The 12,657-nt window shown below is 66.8% G+C and carries 18 protein-coding genes; 11 read left to right on the plus strand and 7 right to left on the minus strand.

Translation table 11 applies throughout. From position 1 onward, the window contains the following. Positions 1 to 6: 6 nt before the first annotated feature. Positions 7 to 219, minus strand: coding sequence for a DUF2093 domain-containing protein (locus ACK4TE_RS01995; RefSeq protein ID WP_409909798.1), 213 nt, complete (start codon positions 217 to 219; stop codon positions 7 to 9). 198 nt (positions 220 to 417) lie between these two features. On the opposite strand from ACK4TE_RS01995, the gene recA reads away from it, so the two are divergent. The 3 genes from recA (at position 418) to ACK4TE_RS02010 (ending at position 4,797) form a co-directional block, all read left to right on the plus strand. Then, complete coding sequence (gene recA / locus ACK4TE_RS02000; protein ID WP_409909874.1) at positions 418 to 1,467, plus strand: recombinase RecA; 1,050 nt, start codon at positions 418 to 420, stop codon at positions 1,465 to 1,467. Positions 1,468 to 1,723: 256 nt separating this feature from the next. After that, a complete protein-coding gene (gene alaS / locus ACK4TE_RS02005; RefSeq protein WP_409909799.1) occupies positions 1,724 to 4,369 on the plus strand; it encodes an alanine--tRNA ligase in 2,646 nt (881 codons plus the stop codon). 23 nt (positions 4,370 to 4,392) lie between these two features. Then, positions 4,393 to 4,797 (plus strand): hypothetical protein, encoded by a 405-nt coding sequence (locus tag ACK4TE_RS02010; RefSeq protein ID WP_409909800.1) that lies wholly within the window; start codon positions 4,393 to 4,395, stop codon positions 4,795 to 4,797. A 157-nt stretch (positions 4,798 to 4,954) separates the two neighbouring features. Here the strand turns inward: ACK4TE_RS02010 and ACK4TE_RS02015 are convergent, their stop codons facing one another. From ACK4TE_RS02015 to ACK4TE_RS02025, 3 genes are read right to left on the minus strand one after another with little or no spacing between them, the layout of a single operon-like run. Further along, positions 4,955 to 6,115, minus strand: coding sequence for a tyrosine-type recombinase/integrase (locus tag ACK4TE_RS02015; protein WP_409909801.1), 1,161 nt, complete (start codon positions 6,113 to 6,115; stop codon positions 4,955 to 4,957). Further along, positions 6,015 to 6,305 (minus strand): hypothetical protein, encoded by a 291-nt coding sequence (locus ACK4TE_RS02020; RefSeq protein ID WP_409909802.1) that lies wholly within the window; start codon positions 6,303 to 6,305, stop codon positions 6,015 to 6,017. Before ACK4TE_RS02020 ends, ACK4TE_RS02015 begins: the two co-directional genes overlap by 101 nt. Then, the gene (locus ACK4TE_RS02025; RefSeq protein WP_409909803.1) at positions 6,302 to 6,661 is read right to left on the minus strand and encodes a hypothetical protein; all 360 of its coding nucleotides are present in this window, start codon (positions 6,659 to 6,661) and stop codon (positions 6,302 to 6,304) included. Before ACK4TE_RS02025 ends, ACK4TE_RS02020 begins: the two co-directional genes overlap by 4 nt. Before the next feature lie 255 nt (positions 6,662 to 6,916). On the opposite strand from ACK4TE_RS02025, the gene ACK4TE_RS02030 reads away from it, so the two are divergent. Then, positions 6,917 to 7,393, plus strand: coding sequence for a hypothetical protein (locus ACK4TE_RS02030; RefSeq protein ID WP_409909804.1), 477 nt, complete (start codon positions 6,917 to 6,919; stop codon positions 7,391 to 7,393). A 13-nt stretch (positions 7,394 to 7,406) separates the two neighbouring features. Here ACK4TE_RS02030 and ACK4TE_RS02035 read toward each other — a convergent pair whose 3' ends face one another. Together ACK4TE_RS02035 and ACK4TE_RS02040 are read right to left on the minus strand one after the other, a co-directional pair. Continuing rightward, on the minus strand, positions 7,407 to 7,742 hold the full coding sequence (locus tag ACK4TE_RS02035) for a helix-turn-helix domain-containing protein (RefSeq protein WP_409909805.1): 336 nt from the start codon (positions 7,740 to 7,742) through the stop codon (positions 7,407 to 7,409). Between the two features lie 457 nt (positions 7,743 to 8,199). Further along, positions 8,200 to 8,466, minus strand: coding sequence for a hypothetical protein (locus tag ACK4TE_RS02040; protein ID WP_409909806.1), 267 nt, complete (start codon positions 8,464 to 8,466; stop codon positions 8,200 to 8,202). Between the two features lie 104 nt (positions 8,467 to 8,570). Here ACK4TE_RS02040 and ACK4TE_RS02045 point away from each other — a divergent pair, with 104 nt between their 5' ends. Continuing rightward, positions 8,571 to 8,831 (plus strand): hypothetical protein, encoded by a 261-nt coding sequence (locus tag ACK4TE_RS02045; RefSeq protein ID WP_409909807.1) that lies wholly within the window; start codon positions 8,571 to 8,573, stop codon positions 8,829 to 8,831. A gap of 56 nt (positions 8,832 to 8,887) precedes the next feature. Here the strand turns inward: ACK4TE_RS02045 and ACK4TE_RS02050 are convergent, their stop codons facing one another. Next, on the minus strand, positions 8,888 to 9,151 hold the full coding sequence (locus tag ACK4TE_RS02050; RefSeq protein WP_409909808.1) for a hypothetical protein: 264 nt from the start codon (positions 9,149 to 9,151) through the stop codon (positions 8,888 to 8,890). Between the two features lie 89 nt (positions 9,152 to 9,240). On the opposite strand from ACK4TE_RS02050, the gene ACK4TE_RS02055 reads away from it, so the two are divergent. The 6 genes from ACK4TE_RS02055 (at position 9,241) to ACK4TE_RS02080 (ending at position 12,656) form a co-directional block, all read left to right on the plus strand. Beyond that, the gene (locus ACK4TE_RS02055) at positions 9,241 to 9,498 is read left to right on the plus strand and encodes a hypothetical protein (RefSeq protein WP_409909809.1); all 258 of its coding nucleotides are present in this window, start codon (positions 9,241 to 9,243) and stop codon (positions 9,496 to 9,498) included. After that, positions 9,495 to 10,142: a class I SAM-dependent methyltransferase gene (locus tag ACK4TE_RS02060; RefSeq protein ID WP_409909810.1), complete on the plus strand. Its 648-nt coding sequence runs from the start codon at positions 9,495 to 9,497 to the stop codon at positions 10,140 to 10,142. The genes ACK4TE_RS02055 and ACK4TE_RS02060 overlap by 4 nt, the downstream gene beginning before the upstream one ends. A 3-nt stretch (positions 10,143 to 10,145) precedes the next feature. Further along, on the plus strand, positions 10,146 to 10,808 hold the full coding sequence (locus tag ACK4TE_RS02065; RefSeq protein ID WP_409909811.1) for a hypothetical protein: 663 nt from the start codon (positions 10,146 to 10,148) through the stop codon (positions 10,806 to 10,808). Next, entirely contained in the window at positions 10,808 to 11,923 is a 1,116-nt protein-coding gene (locus ACK4TE_RS02070; RefSeq protein WP_409909812.1) for a hypothetical protein, read from the plus strand. Before ACK4TE_RS02065 ends, ACK4TE_RS02070 begins: the two co-directional genes overlap by 1 nt. Next, positions 11,920 to 12,264 (plus strand): hypothetical protein, encoded by a 345-nt coding sequence (locus ACK4TE_RS02075; RefSeq protein WP_409909813.1) that lies wholly within the window; start codon positions 11,920 to 11,922, stop codon positions 12,262 to 12,264. Before ACK4TE_RS02070 ends, ACK4TE_RS02075 begins: the two co-directional genes overlap by 4 nt. Positions 12,265 to 12,368: 104 nt before the next feature. Further along, entirely contained in the window at positions 12,369 to 12,656 is a 288-nt protein-coding gene (locus tag ACK4TE_RS02080) for a DUF2312 domain-containing protein (RefSeq protein WP_409909875.1), read from the plus strand. The last annotated feature ends 1 nt before the right edge of the window (position 12,657 follow it).

A 12,657-nucleotide genomic window follows, 5' to 3' on the forward strand; every position in this document is an offset into this window, starting at 1 on the left:
GCCGGCTCAGGCTTTCGGCGGGGTGAGGCGTTTCGAAGCGGCCTCGGCGTCCCAGTAGGCTTCCTGCAGGTCGACGCTCCAGTAGCGCAGCGCGCCGAGCGGGATCTGCCGGCCGGTCACCGCGCAGGTGACGTAAGCGCCCGGCGACAGGATCTCGAAATCCGCGTCGCCATAGCGGATGCGGGCCTCGCCGCCCTGATGTCCGGATCGTGTCAGCATGTCTGCAACCATGCCAGAGGCCGGGCGGGAAGAAAAGTGAAACCGTTCATAAGTTTCTGCTTTGTTCTATGGAACAAATGGTGTACATGAGGCTCAGGCATGGCAATCGGGGGCCTTGCCAAACCGGCCCCCATGGTAGACCAAAGGAGACGACTCGTGACCAAACCCGTTCTCACTCTCGTGGACAAGGAAACCGGCGTGGACAAGCAGAAGGCCCTCGAAACGGCGCTCGGAAATATCGAGCGGTCTTTCGGCAAGGGCTCGGTGATGCGCCTCGGCGAGAAGAAGACGATGGACATCGAGGCGGTCTCCACCGGCTCGCTCGGGCTCGACATCGCGCTCGGCATCGGCGGCCTGCCAAAGGGCCGGATCATCGAGATTTTCGGGCCGGAAAGCTCCGGCAAGACGACCCTGTCGCTGCATTGCGTGGCCGAGGCCCAGAAGAATGGCGGCGTCTGCGCCTTCATCGACGCCGAACACGCGCTGGACCCCGTCTATGCGGCGAAGCTGGGTGTCGATCTGGATGATCTGCTGGTCTCGCAGCCTGATTCGGGCGAGCAGGCGCTGGAGATTGCGGACACGCTGGTGCGCTCCGGCGCGGTTGATCTCCTGGTCATCGACTCGGTGGCGGCGCTGACGCCGCGGGCCGAACTCGAAGGTGAGATGGGCGATCAGCTGCCGGGCCTGCAGGCCCGCCTGATGAGTCAGGCGCTGCGCAAGCTCACGGGCTCGATCTCCAAGTCGAAATGCATGGTGATCTTCATCAACCAGATCCGCATGAAGATCGGCGTGATGTTCGGTAACCCGGAGACGACCACCGGAGGCAATGCCCTGAAATTCTACGCCTCCGTGCGCCTCGACATCCGCCGTATCGGCCAGATCAAGGAGCGCGAGGAAGTCATCGGCAACCAGACGCGCGTGAAGGTTGTGAAGAACAAGGTCGCCCCGCCCTTCCGTCAGGTGGAATTCGACATTCTTTACGGGGAGGGGATTTCCAAGACCGGCGAATTACTCGATCTTGGGGTCAAGGCCAATGTCATCGAGAAATCGGGCTCCTGGTTCTCCTATAATGGCGAGCGCATCGGGCAGGGCCGCGAGAAGGCGCGCCAGTTCCTGAAGGACAACCCGGCTGTGGCCAACGAGATTGAAGACGCCATCCGGCGCAATGCAGGCCTGCTGGCAGAAGAGCTGCTGGCGGCGGGCATGGACGCTGGCGGCGAGGACGCCCCGGACGCCGCAGAAGGCTGACCGGCGCGCCGGATAACACCCGACAGCGGGCCGCCGGGCGTCCGGCCGGCCTGCGCGCCGGACCGGCTGACGGGCCTCAGGCCCGCCGCCCGGCCGGCAAGCTTCCGGCCTATCGATCTCCGGGCCGGAAGAGTCCCCTTTGCGGCGCGCCTTGTCTTGGCGGGCTGCAAAGGGGCCTTTATATCGCCTCTGTAATCTGCTGCCGCCCCGGCCGGGTGCGGCGGCCCATTCATGCGGGCAAGGACCAAGGCAAACGATGCAAGGCGTAAACGAGATCCGGGAGACGTTCCTCAGCTTCTTTGAGAAGAACGGGCATATGCGCCGGGCGTCCGCCCCGCTGGTGCCGCAGAACGACCCGACCCTGCTGTTCGTGAATGCCGGCATGGTGCCGTTCAAGAACATCTTCACCGGCGCCGAGAAGCCCTTCGCGCCGCGCGCGGTGACCGCGCAGAAATGCGTGCGCGCCGGCGGCAAGCATAACGACCTCGACAATGTCGGCTATACGGCGCGCCACCACACCTTTTTTGAAATGCTGGGGAATTTCTCCTTCGGCGACTATTTCAAGGACGAGGCGATCCGCCTCGCCTGGGAGCTGATCACCCGGGACTATGCGCTTGATCCCGCGCGCCTGCTGGTCACCGTCTATGCCGAGGATGACGAGGCTGCCGCGATCTGGAAGAAGGTCTCCGGTTTCCCGGAATCGAAAATCATCCGTATCCCGACGAGCGATAATTTCTGGTCGATGGGCGATACAGGCCCCTGTGGTCCGTGTTCGGAAATCTTCTTCGATCATGGCGACAAGGTCGCCGGTGGCCCGCCCGGCAGTGCCGATCAGGATGGCGACCGGTTCATCGAGATCTGGAACCTCGTCTTCATGCAGTACGAACAGCATGAAGGCGGCAGGCGGACCAGCCTGCCGAAGCCGTCGATCGACACCGGCATGGGGCTGGAGCGCGCAGCGGCAGTGCTGCAGGGCCAACACAACAACTACGACATAGACCTGTTCCGTACCCTGATCGAAGCCGGAGAGGCCGTCTATGGCCAGAAGGCGCAGGGCGACAAGACCGCGTCTTTCCGCGTCATTGCCGACCATCTGCGCACCTCCGCCTTCCTCGTGGCAGACGGCGTTCTGCCCTCGAACGAGGGGCGCGGCTATGTGCTGCGCCGGATCATGCGCCGGGCCATGCGCCATGGCCATATGCTCGGCGCGCGCGAGCCGCTGATGCACAGGCTGGTGCCGGCGCTGGTGGCAGAGATGGGCAGGGCCTATCCCGAGCTCGGCCGCGCGCAGGTTGCCATCGAGGCGGCCATCGAACAGGAGGAGGCCCGCTTCCAGCGCACGCTGGGCAATGGCCTCGCCCTGCTCGACAGGGCGGTGGGCGATCTGAAGCCCGGTGCGGCGCTGCCGGGCGATGTGGCGTTCAACCTGTCGGACACTTACGGTTTCCCGCTCGACCTGACGCAGGACATCCTGCGCGGGCGCGGGCTTGAAGTGGATGTCGCCGGGTTTGAGGCCGCGCTGGAGGCGCAGCGCGAGAAGAGCCGCGCGGCTGGCTTCTCCTCGGGCGATCAGGCTACGGACGAAATCTGGTTCGATGTGCGCGGCCGGCTCGGCGCCACGAAGTTCACCGGCTATTCGGGCATTGCCGGCGAAGGCCGGCTGGTGGCGATTGCCGCCGCAGGCGCGCTGGCCGAAACGCTGGTGGCCGGCCCGGCCGAACTGGTGTTCGACACCACGCCCTTCTATGCTGAATCCGGCGGCCAGGCGGGCGATCATGGCGAGATCATCTTCGAGGGCGGCGCGCGCTTCATCGTGCGCGACGTGCAGAAACGTGCGGGCGACCTGCACGTGCATATCGGCGAACTGGTTTCGGGCACGGCCCGCCTCGGCGCGAAGGCACAGCTGAAGGTCAATGGCGTGCGCCGCAGGCAGGTGATGGCAAACCATTCGGCCACCCACCTGATGCATGCGGCCCTGCGCAAGGTTCTGGGCCCGCATGTCACGCAGAAGGGCTCGCTGGTCGAGGCCGACCGCTTCCGTTTCGATTTCTCGCACGGGGCGCCTCTGACTCCGGCCGAGATCGAGGCCATCGAGGACGAGGTCAATGCCCAGATCCGCGCCAACATCGAAACCGGCATCCGCGTCACCAGCCCTGAGAAGGCGATCGAAGCCGGCGCGCTTGCCCTGTTCGGCGAGAAGTATGGCGATGAAGTCCGTGTGCTGTCTATGGGTGAACCGTCCGGAGACGGACGGCCCTATTCGGTCGAGCTGTGCGGCGGCACGCATGTCGAACGCTCCGGCGATATCGCCGTGTTCGCGATCCTGTCGGAAAGTGGCGTCTCTGCCGGCGTGCGCCGCATTGAGGCGGCCACGGGGGCCGAGGCGCTGGCCTGGCTGAAAGGCCGGGCACAGATTGCCGCCGATGTCGCCGAAAGCCTGAAAGTGCCGCTGAAGGACCTGCCGCGCCGGGTCGCCGCCCTCACCGAGGAGCGCCGCGCGCTGGAGCGGGAGCTTGCCGAAGCCAAGCGAAAGCTCGCGCTCGGCGGCGCAGGCGGTGCGCCGGCCGGCCCGGAAGTGATCAATGGGGTGAACCTGATGGCCCGCGTCGCCGAAGGAGTCGGCGGCAAGGACTTGCGCGCCCTCGTGGATGAGGCGAAGGCGAAGATCGGCTCCGGCGTCGTCGTGTTCGTCGGCACCGAGGGCGGCAAAGCCGGCGTCGCGGTCGGTGTCACCCCGGACCTGACCGCCCGGTTCTCTGCGGTCGAGCTGGTCAAGGCGGCCGCTGCGGCCGTCGGAGGGCAGGGCGGCGGGGGCCGGCCCGACATGGCGCAGGCGGGTGGGCCGGATGCAGACAAGGCCGGCGAGGCGCTCGAGGCGGTCCGGGCCGTGCTGAAGGGCTGAAAGCGGCGGCGGGAGGTTGGAGCATGCCCGCCGGATATTCAGCCACACCGCTCGCGAAAAAGCTTGGCTTCGCCGAAGGCGCCCCGCTCTGGGCAAAGGCGATGCCCGACAGCGTGCGCGCCGAAATCGAACAGACCGTCTGCCCGCGCTATGTCGCCCGGCCGTCGGAGGGTCTCGCCGCCGCGCACCTGTTCCACACCTCAGCCGCCGCGCTCGCCGCCGACCTTGAAAGGCTGCGTCCGCTGCTTGAGGCCGGCGGCATGGTCTGGGTCTCCTGGCCGAAGAAAGCCGCAAAGATGCAGACGGACATCACCGAGGACGTTATCCGGGCAGTGGCCCTGCCGATGGGCTTCGTGGATGTGAAAGTCTGCGCCGTGGACGCCGTGTGGTCCGGGCTCAAGCTGGTGATCCGCAAGGAATGCCGCTGAAAAAATCAAAAGATGGTCGGAGTGAGAAGATTCGAACTTCCGGCCCCTAGCTCCCGAAGCATGGGGGAATGCTTTGAAAACAGGGTGTTGGGTGTAAACCGCAGGGCGGGTAAGGCCTTGAAAGCATTGGGGCAGGCGGGCGGGCTGTAAACCGGATTCACGCCTTCTTGCGCGGCCGGACGCGGGCGGCAGCGGCGCGGGCGAGCTGGGCCTGGCTGCCATAGATCGCGCGCATCGCTGCGCCCTCGCCGGGCGCCCAGCCCATGCGGATTTCCATGTCGATATCGCTGGCGCCGTCCGCGTAGCCGCGCGTGATACAGGTGCCCCGGAAGTCATGCAGGTGTTTCTGCATCAGCGCCGCCTTGTCTCCGGCCGTCTTCAGCGTCTTTGCGGCGCGCACCTTCGCGGCCTCGAAGGCCTTGCGCAGCTGGCGTCCGTCCGTCCACGGATTGCCGTCATCGCGGCGGCAGACGCGCGCGTGCGGTGCGCCGCGCCGGCCGAGCGCCTTTTTCAGGGCAGGGGTCAGCGGCGGGCAGGCGGCACGCCTCCCGCCGCTCTTGTTGGTTCGGCGCACGATATGGCCGGCGCGGGCATCCACCTCCGCCCAGGTGAGCTCGACCAGGTCCTGCCGGCGCAGACCCGTGTGCCAGAGGATTTCGAGCGTGCGGGCGAGGCCGGGGCCGGCGGCGAGGCACAGGGCCTTGAATTCTGCCTCGGTGATCAGGATGTCGGCGCGGCCGGGGCCTTCGTCCAGATGCGCGATGCCGCGCGCCGCGTTGCGCGTGAGGCGTTCCTCGTCGACACCCCATTCGAGGATCCTGCCCAGCACCTGCAGGTGGATGTTCGCGGCGCGCGGCGTCGCGGCCATGCCGGCATGCCATTGCTTGATGCGGGCCCGGATGCCGGGCGCCTGCATCGCCTTCAGGCTGACCGGGCCGAAGGTGGCGACCGCCTTGCCGATGGCGGGGCCCCACAGCGCGCGCGTCGAGGGCGCAAGGCTGAGGAAAGCGGGGCTGGCGCGGAAGGCCGCGGCAAGGCCCTCGAAGGTGGCGGCAGAGGGTTTCGGGAAGGCGGTGTCCGACCAGGCCGCGGCGAGCGCGGGGGCGCCGGCGGATTCCGCCGCGAAGGCCTCGGCATCGGTGGTGCCCGCGAAGGCGGCGACCTGCGGCCCGCCCCGCCAGGCATACCAGAAGATGCGGGTTGCGACGCGGGAGCGCTTAACGACGCGGTGCGCGCCGGGCAGGCGCAGAGGCGCCTTCGGTGTGAGGCGCGGCGAGCCGGGCGTCGAGCTCGGCGAGTTCCTGGGCGATGAGGTCATCGGGGGCGTCCTCGTCATTGGCGGGCGAGGGCACCATCCGCGCCGGGGCGGCGCCGTCAAGGGCCGCGTCGATGCGGCGCCGGTCGAAGCGCAGCGGGCGCAGGGTGTGCGGCGCGACCTGCAGCGTGCGCGGGTCGAGCCCGGCAAGATAGGCTTTCGCCTGCTGCAGCGTCATCAGGCGGGGCGTCATGCGGCGAGGCCGGGCTCGGCGCGGGCGGGCGCCGGACCCTCTGCGAGGCGGCGCAGCTCGGCCTCGCGGCGGCGGTGCGCGCGATCATAGGCGCGGCGGGCGGCGGCGATTTCGGCGTCGAGGGCGCGGGCGGCCGACTTCACCGCCTCGAACCGTGCGAAGGCGGTGTCCAGATCGTCATCGCCGCCGAGAATGTCGGCCTCGCGGACGAACTGGCGCTTGCCGGTCATCACGCAGCGGGCATGCACGCAGCCGTGCTTTGCCCCGCGCGCGCGCGCGGCCGCGGCGGCAGAGCCGGTGACTTCCATCAGGCGCGGCGGGTCGCTGGCATGGCGGGTGATGATGTAGCGGGGCATCGTCTGGCCTTCACCGGATGGTGGCGCGCGGGACGGGGGTGCCGTCTGGGTGGGGGGAGCATCGGGCCCGCCCCGCGCGGCGCCCCGGGGACATGGGGCGCAGGTATCGTGTAACCGAAACGGTATTATTCGGCAAGAGCGAAATAAACCATTTCGGTATTTGCGCCTTCTCAATTGTTCCGTTTCGGATGGGCTATGTCCGGTTGTGGCCTTTGATCCGTCTGGTTAATCTCGCCACGGGTGAAGGGGAAAAGCATGTCCGGAAACGTAGCGAGCGCGGTTGCGGCGGTCATTCTGCTAGGTGGCGCAGCGGGCGGTATCATCTGGGCCACAAGCGAGGATGTCGCGCGCCAACAGGCCCGGCAGGCCTCGATTGAGCACGCTGCTGAGGGCGCGGCTGAGGCAAGTGCGATCATGGACAAGTATCTGACCCCGGAGGAACGCTTCGCCGGAAAGCGGGCAGACAATCTGGCGCGCATGATGCAGGATGAAGCCATCTTCGAAGCGCCGGTTTATGAAGCGGATCAGCGCGCCTGGCTTTATCACCTCGCTGCCCGGCTGATTGTTGACGGCCACTGTTCCCTTGCGGAAGTCAAAGCCCGCCCGCCGGAACCGGTACCCAGCACCGGCCACCTTCCCATGTATCAGGCCTTTTGCCCCGGAAAGTCTGGCGGAAAGGTGATCTATCTGTATCCGGCAACGCGCGAATATGCGGTTACTGGCGCGGACTGAATCCGGCGCTTTCTCAGCTCTCGCTGTCTTTGAGGCCCTGCAGCGTGGAATGCACGACGCGGCGGTGTTTCGGGTTTGATCTGAGGTGCCCGATGAGTTCGCGTTCCTCTGCTGACAGGCCGTCACCGTCGCGGATCAGGCGGCAGGGCGGAACGTCTAGGGCCTGAGCGATTTCCAGCAGCTTCTCGACTGTCACGCCCCGTTCGCCCGTTTCATACCGTCCGATCGTCACTGGCGTCGTGTTCAGCGCTTCTGCAAGCTGCTCCTGGGTCAGGCCAGCCTTCACGCGCTCCTCGCGGATCAGCAGGTGCGTATCCGCCGAGGGTTTCGAGTAGGGCTTTCTGGGCATGCCCAATGATGGCGCAGCCCCCGAAAAGGTAACATTACCCAATCGGTAGAAAATAACCGGCTGCAATTGACAGTGGGGCCGAATCACCTGAGCGAAAAATACCGAAACGGTTGTTTTGTAAACCGGAGAGGTTCACAGATGGTGAAAAATCCACCCGAAACGGCAATGCGGCTGCGATGGTACCAGCGCCTGCGCGGCCTCGCCAGCGAGGAGCTCGGGGCAGAGCTTGCCGTAACGGGCGTGGCGGTCAGCCGGTATTTCAGTGGCGCGAGGTCTCCGCGCCGCAAGGTTTCGGATCGGCTCAAAGCCCTCACGCACGGCGTCATTCATGCGGGCAATTATGCCGAAGAGGTGACCGCCCAGGAAGCGGCCGAGATGATGGCCGAGATCGAGCGGCGGGCCGAGGCAGGGGCCTTTCTGGGTGTGGCAATCCCTGGCGGAATTATGTCGGGTTCGCCTAATGCGGCGTCGATGGTGGCGATGTCAGCTCCAGCAAGGTCAGCAGACGGACCGCAAGAGCAATTGCCTCCTGCTGGGGCACAAAGAACTGCTGCACTGGGATCCGCTGATCCTGCGGGCCTAACTGTTCCAGGCGAAAGCCAATCCCTGGCTGACCTGCAACCGCGCCAACCCGCAGACTCACCGCGTCGGCGAGGTGCAGAATGACATCGCCGTTCTCATCGACAGCCCAGCCTTCGGCGTCGTTCTTAAATGGTTTTCGCACGGCAACGTTCCTTCTTCTTTGGACGGATAAGGGGATGTCAGCCTGTGGAGAGTCTGGCGCTGCTGCAATGCGCGGCAGCGCCAGTGCTCGCCGGGAGGCGGCGCATGGCTGAGCCGGGTTTCCTGATCGCGATGGCCGTGTGCGCCTATGTGCTGCGCGGCCTTGTCGATGCCAACCGCGAGGCGGCGATCTGCCGGGCCGAGAATGAGATCACGGGCAATGCCGCGCCGGTCTGGCCCGTCTGGGCGGCCGTCACCTGCTTCTGGCCGGTGCTGGTGGCGCAGCGCCTGATCACCCGCGCGCTGATCCGCTGGGATGCGTGGAATGCCCTGCGGGCCTGCCGGAAGGAGCGCCGCAATGGCTAGGGTCCGCTTCGCCATCCAGGATATCTGCCTCACCTTCTCGGTCTCGACCGATGCGGTCAGGGACGCGCAGGCGGTTTCTTTCGCGCCTCCTGTGCTGCCCGGATCAAACGCTGGCCGAGCTTCTGAGCCTCATTCGGCGTCAGCATCACCTGAACAGCGGTCTCCGGCCGCTGCATCACAACGTGCGCATCGGTCAGGTACTGATCGAGGCGAACCAGCACCGCGTCGGACCCCAGCGGCACGGCGTAGTAGGCGGCAAGGGGGCGAACCATGATCTGCCCCTCATCGTCGAGGATCCAGCCCTCTGCGTTCGTTTTCATCGCTGTGCTCCGTTTCGCGTTGGAAGTTCGTGCAACCCGAAAGTGCGGAGAGTCTGGCGCGGCGGTCAACCGATACGAAGAGGTGCCCCGTGGCTGACTGGTGTGACGACTGTGCCTGGCCGGAGGCCTGCGCCCAGGCGCGCGAATGTGCACGGCGCGAGGCGGGCGAGATCCGCAGCGAAGCGCTTGCTGAAGATTGCTCGCGGCTGTCCGCCGCTGGTGCGGCGGCCGCTGCGCCTGCGCCGTCGCTTGTGGGGGCCCAGCCTGCAGGCGAGGCGCAGTTCCGGCGGCGTCCCTTTGCCGGCAGCTTCGGGCTGGGCGTTTTCATCGTGGAGACCCCCACATGACCAAGCGCGCGACCTCCGCAAAAACCTCGATGGGCCGGGCCTCTGCGGCCGAGCGCGGGCCGGAGCTCTATGAAACCGACCCGAAGGCCGTGCGTGCACTGATGGCGCGCATGCCAGACTTCTTCGCGCCCAGGATGCGGCTCTGGGACCCGGCCTGCGGCCCTGGGGCGATCCTCGAAGTGCTGGACGAGGCAGGGTGCACGGTGCTCGGGTCTGACCTGCACGACTATGAGGCGCGCTGGCGGGCTGGCGCTCAAGTAGAGCGCCATTGGGGCCGCGACTTTCTTGGGTGGACGCCCCGCAGCGCCGCTGAGTTGCGGCCGGATGCGATCATCATGAACCCGCCCTATTCGATGGCGGATGCGTTCGTGGATCATGCGCTCACGCTGGTGCCGCGCGTTTTCGCGCTGCTGGAGCTGCGCTGGTTGAACGGCGTCGGGCGCGAGCGCTCGCGGCTGATCGATGGCGGCCATATCCACGCGCAGCTCTCATTTGACAGACGCCTGAACATGCATCGCGATGGGTATGACGGCCCCAAGAACCGGCAGTCCCGGCTGCATGCGTGGTTCCTGTTCATGGCAGATGCACAGGCTCCAGGGTCGCCCTGGGTGTCCTACCGCCTCAACCTGCCGCTGGGAGGCTGACACATGGCTGAGGGCAGTTCATCCGCCTACGGAAATTCCGCCGATCACACGCCGCAGGATATCCGCTGGATGCCGGGCCGCGACCCGTCGCGCAACTGGGCGATCACTCGGGCGCAGCCGGTGGCGAGCCTCTTGGTGGCGGGCACATTGTGGGGCTTTACCCGCTCCGTGCCGCCGCCGGCCGAGCTCGTCGGAAAGCGTCTGATCATCACGGCGGGTGTCGGCCATGAGGCCTTCCGGGACGCCGACGAGACAGGCTGGGCGGCGGTGGCGGCCTATTGCGGCGAGACGCTCTCGCCGTTCGATATCCCCGGCGGGCGCCATGCCATCTTCAAGCGCTGCGTGAAGACGCTGCCGGTGGGCATGAGTGTCGGCGCGGTGCGCCTCGCCGGCGCCTTCATCATCGACCGCATGATGGACGGCAAGGTGTATGCGAACCTGCGCAGCGGCGGGAAATACGGCCTCGGCCCCGGCGAGCGGGCGATGGGCATCTGGCGCGAGTTTGACGGCCAGCCCCTGGCGCAGCTGGAACGGATCACGCCGGGGCGCTGGATGTGGTGTTTCGATGCCGCGCATGAATTCGACCTCGACTTCCGCGTGAAGGTCAAGGGGTTCGGCGGCCTCTGGGATTACGAAAAAGGCTTGAAGCTGAGAGGAGCGCTCTGATGGCGTGGAAACCGAATTTTCCGCAGGCGCAGGCGCGCGGGGTGACGGTCAGTGCCCGGAAGGGTTTCGGGGCATCGCCCTATGTCATGGTGACACTGTGGCCGGATGTGCTCGCGGAGCTGGGCTGGGCGCGCGGCCTGCTGGTCGATGTTCTGGAAGGCTACGGCGAGGATGCGGGCCGTATCCGGATCGAACCGAACCTGCGCGCAAAGGCAGCGTCGGGAAGCGTGCGCGCGCTGAAGGCGGCCGGAACACGCGGTGACGGCAAATGCCTGCAGGTGCCGGTCAGCTGGCCTGCCTATGCATGGCCGTTCGGCGCCGTGCAGGCCCGGTTCAAGTGCAGCCCGGAAGAGGACTGGCTGATCATCACCATGCCGGAGCCGCCGCGCGCCGAGACCGAAGATGCAGCCGTTGAAAACCTGCATGAGAGGACGATCAAAGAGGTCCGCGTCGTGTGCGACCCGCCGGTTGCCCGGGACGATCAGGGCGCGAAGGAAGCAGATGATCTGCAGCCGGATGATACCGCCCCGCCCGAACTCTTGCCTGAAGCGCACCGGCTGCGCGAGATCGCGGACACGCTGACCGGCACCGCCTATCGCTACCTGACGGCTTTCCTGGCGCGCCGCGAGCTGAGCTGGGGCGATCTTCAGGCGCTCCACGACCAGGACGTGACCAGCAACACGATGCGCGTGCAGCTCGCCGCGCTGCGCCGCAAGATCGAGTTTGCAGGCTGGTCGCTGGAAGAGCGCGGGCCGAAGGTCGAGCTTCGCTACACGCCGCCTGCAGATCCCGCGTCTGCGCCGCCGCCGCCGCGCGTTCCGGCGCCGCCCGCGTCGGGCGTCCAGGTTCCGGACGGGGCGCCGGACTGGCTGAAGCCGGCGCTGGAGGCTTGCAAGTCTGCGAAGGGGCGCCTGGTGCTGATGAAGCTCGCGAATGAAGGCAGCCTCACCCTGCAGGGCGTGATCTACGCTTTCTCCCCGCCGATCAAGGAAGGCTATGCGAGCGTGCTGGTCAGCGAAGTGCGCCGTGCGCTCGAAGAGGCGGGCTGGTCGCTGCCGCATGATCCGGTGAGCGGCTACGCCGTGCATCGCAAGGCGCAGAGGGCCGGGGCATGAGCGGCGCGGCAAAGCCCACGCTGCGCGAGCGGCTCGACGCGGTGAAGGCACAGCTGACTTTCGGCGAGGTTGCCGTGGCGGTCGGCCTGAAGGGGCGCAGCCGCGATGGCTGGGAATGCCCGGCCTGCGTTTCGGACGGCACCCTGCAGGAGCGCAGCGATCACAAGGGCGGGCGCTGCACGATGGATGATTGCGGGCAGGGCTTCGACCTGCCGGGCCTCGTCATGACAGCGCGCGGGATTTCGGTGGTTCAGGCCGCCGCGTTCCTGGAGCGGCTGGTCGAGGAGAAGAAGGCGCGCGGCAATCCGAAGGCGCCGGGCCTGTTCGGAGAGGGGCCATGAGCGAGGGGACGGTGACGATCACGGGGCCGGGCATGGCGCCCGTCACGCTGACGGACAGCCAGCTGAAGGACGTGGCGGGCAGGCTATCAAAGAAAGGCAAGGGCATGAGCAACAAGGAACAGCGCCGCCGCACGGCAGCCGGACATGGCGATAACAGCCTCGACGAGACAACACGGGCGAAGCTGCAGTCGATCGTCGCCAGGGTCGAGCGTCTGGAAGAAGAAAAGAAGGGCATCGCCGACGACATCAAGGAAGTGATGGCTGAGGCAAAGGCGCTGGGCTTCGACACGAAAGCGATCCGTGCGGCGATCCGCCTGCGGAAGATCGACCGCGCCGAGCGCGAGGAAGCGCAGATGGTGCTCGATCTCTACATGGACGCGATCGGAGACTGAC

The sequence above is a fragment of the Hyphomonas sp. genome (assembly GCF_046313975.1).
In the GTDB taxonomy this organism is placed as follows: domain Bacteria; phylum Pseudomonadota; class Alphaproteobacteria; order Caulobacterales; family Hyphomonadaceae; genus Hyphomonas.

Bases quoted from the DNA above. Each gene is read 5' to 3' on its own strand.
- ACK4TE_RS01995 (WP_409909798.1), bottom strand. From the start codon at position 219: ATGCTGACACGATCCGGACATCAGGGCGGCGAGGCCCGCATCCGCTAT.
- alaS (WP_409909799.1), top strand. From the start codon at position 1,724: ATGCAAGGCGTAAACGAGATCCGGGAGACGTTCCTCAGCTTCTTTGAG.
- ACK4TE_RS02010 (WP_409909800.1), top strand. From the start codon at position 4,393: ATGCCCGCCGGATATTCAGCCACACCGCTCGCGAAAAAGCTTGGCTTC.
- ACK4TE_RS02015 (WP_409909801.1), bottom strand. From the start codon at position 6,115: ATGACCTCATCGCCCAGGAACTCGCCGAGCTCGACGCCCGGCTCGCCG.
- ACK4TE_RS02020 (WP_409909802.1), bottom strand. From the start codon at position 6,305: ATGACGCCCCGCCTGATGACGCTGCAGCAGGCGAAAGCCTATCTTGCC.
- ACK4TE_RS02025 (WP_409909803.1), bottom strand. From the start codon at position 6,661: ATGCCCCGCTACATCATCACCCGCCATGCCAGCGACCCGCCGCGCCTG.
- ACK4TE_RS02030 (WP_409909804.1), top strand. From the start codon at position 6,917: ATGTCCGGAAACGTAGCGAGCGCGGTTGCGGCGGTCATTCTGCTAGGT.
- ACK4TE_RS02035 (WP_409909805.1), bottom strand. From the start codon at position 7,742: ATGCCCAGAAAGCCCTACTCGAAACCCTCGGCGGATACGCACCTGCTG.
- ACK4TE_RS02045 (WP_409909807.1), top strand. From the start codon at position 8,571: ATGGCTGAGCCGGGTTTCCTGATCGCGATGGCCGTGTGCGCCTATGTG.
- ACK4TE_RS02050 (WP_409909808.1), bottom strand. From the start codon at position 9,151: ATGAAAACGAACGCAGAGGGCTGGATCCTCGACGATGAGGGGCAGATC.
- ACK4TE_RS02060 (WP_409909810.1), top strand. From the start codon at position 9,495: ATGACCAAGCGCGCGACCTCCGCAAAAACCTCGATGGGCCGGGCCTCT.
- ACK4TE_RS02065 (WP_409909811.1), top strand. From the start codon at position 10,146: ATGGCTGAGGGCAGTTCATCCGCCTACGGAAATTCCGCCGATCACACG.
- ACK4TE_RS02070 (WP_409909812.1), top strand. From the start codon at position 10,808: ATGGCGTGGAAACCGAATTTTCCGCAGGCGCAGGCGCGCGGGGTGACG.
- ACK4TE_RS02075 (WP_409909813.1), top strand. From the start codon at position 11,920: ATGAGCGGCGCGGCAAAGCCCACGCTGCGCGAGCGGCTCGACGCGGTG.
- ACK4TE_RS02080 (WP_409909875.1), top strand. From the start codon at position 12,369: ATGAGCAACAAGGAACAGCGCCGCCGCACGGCAGCCGGACATGGCGAT.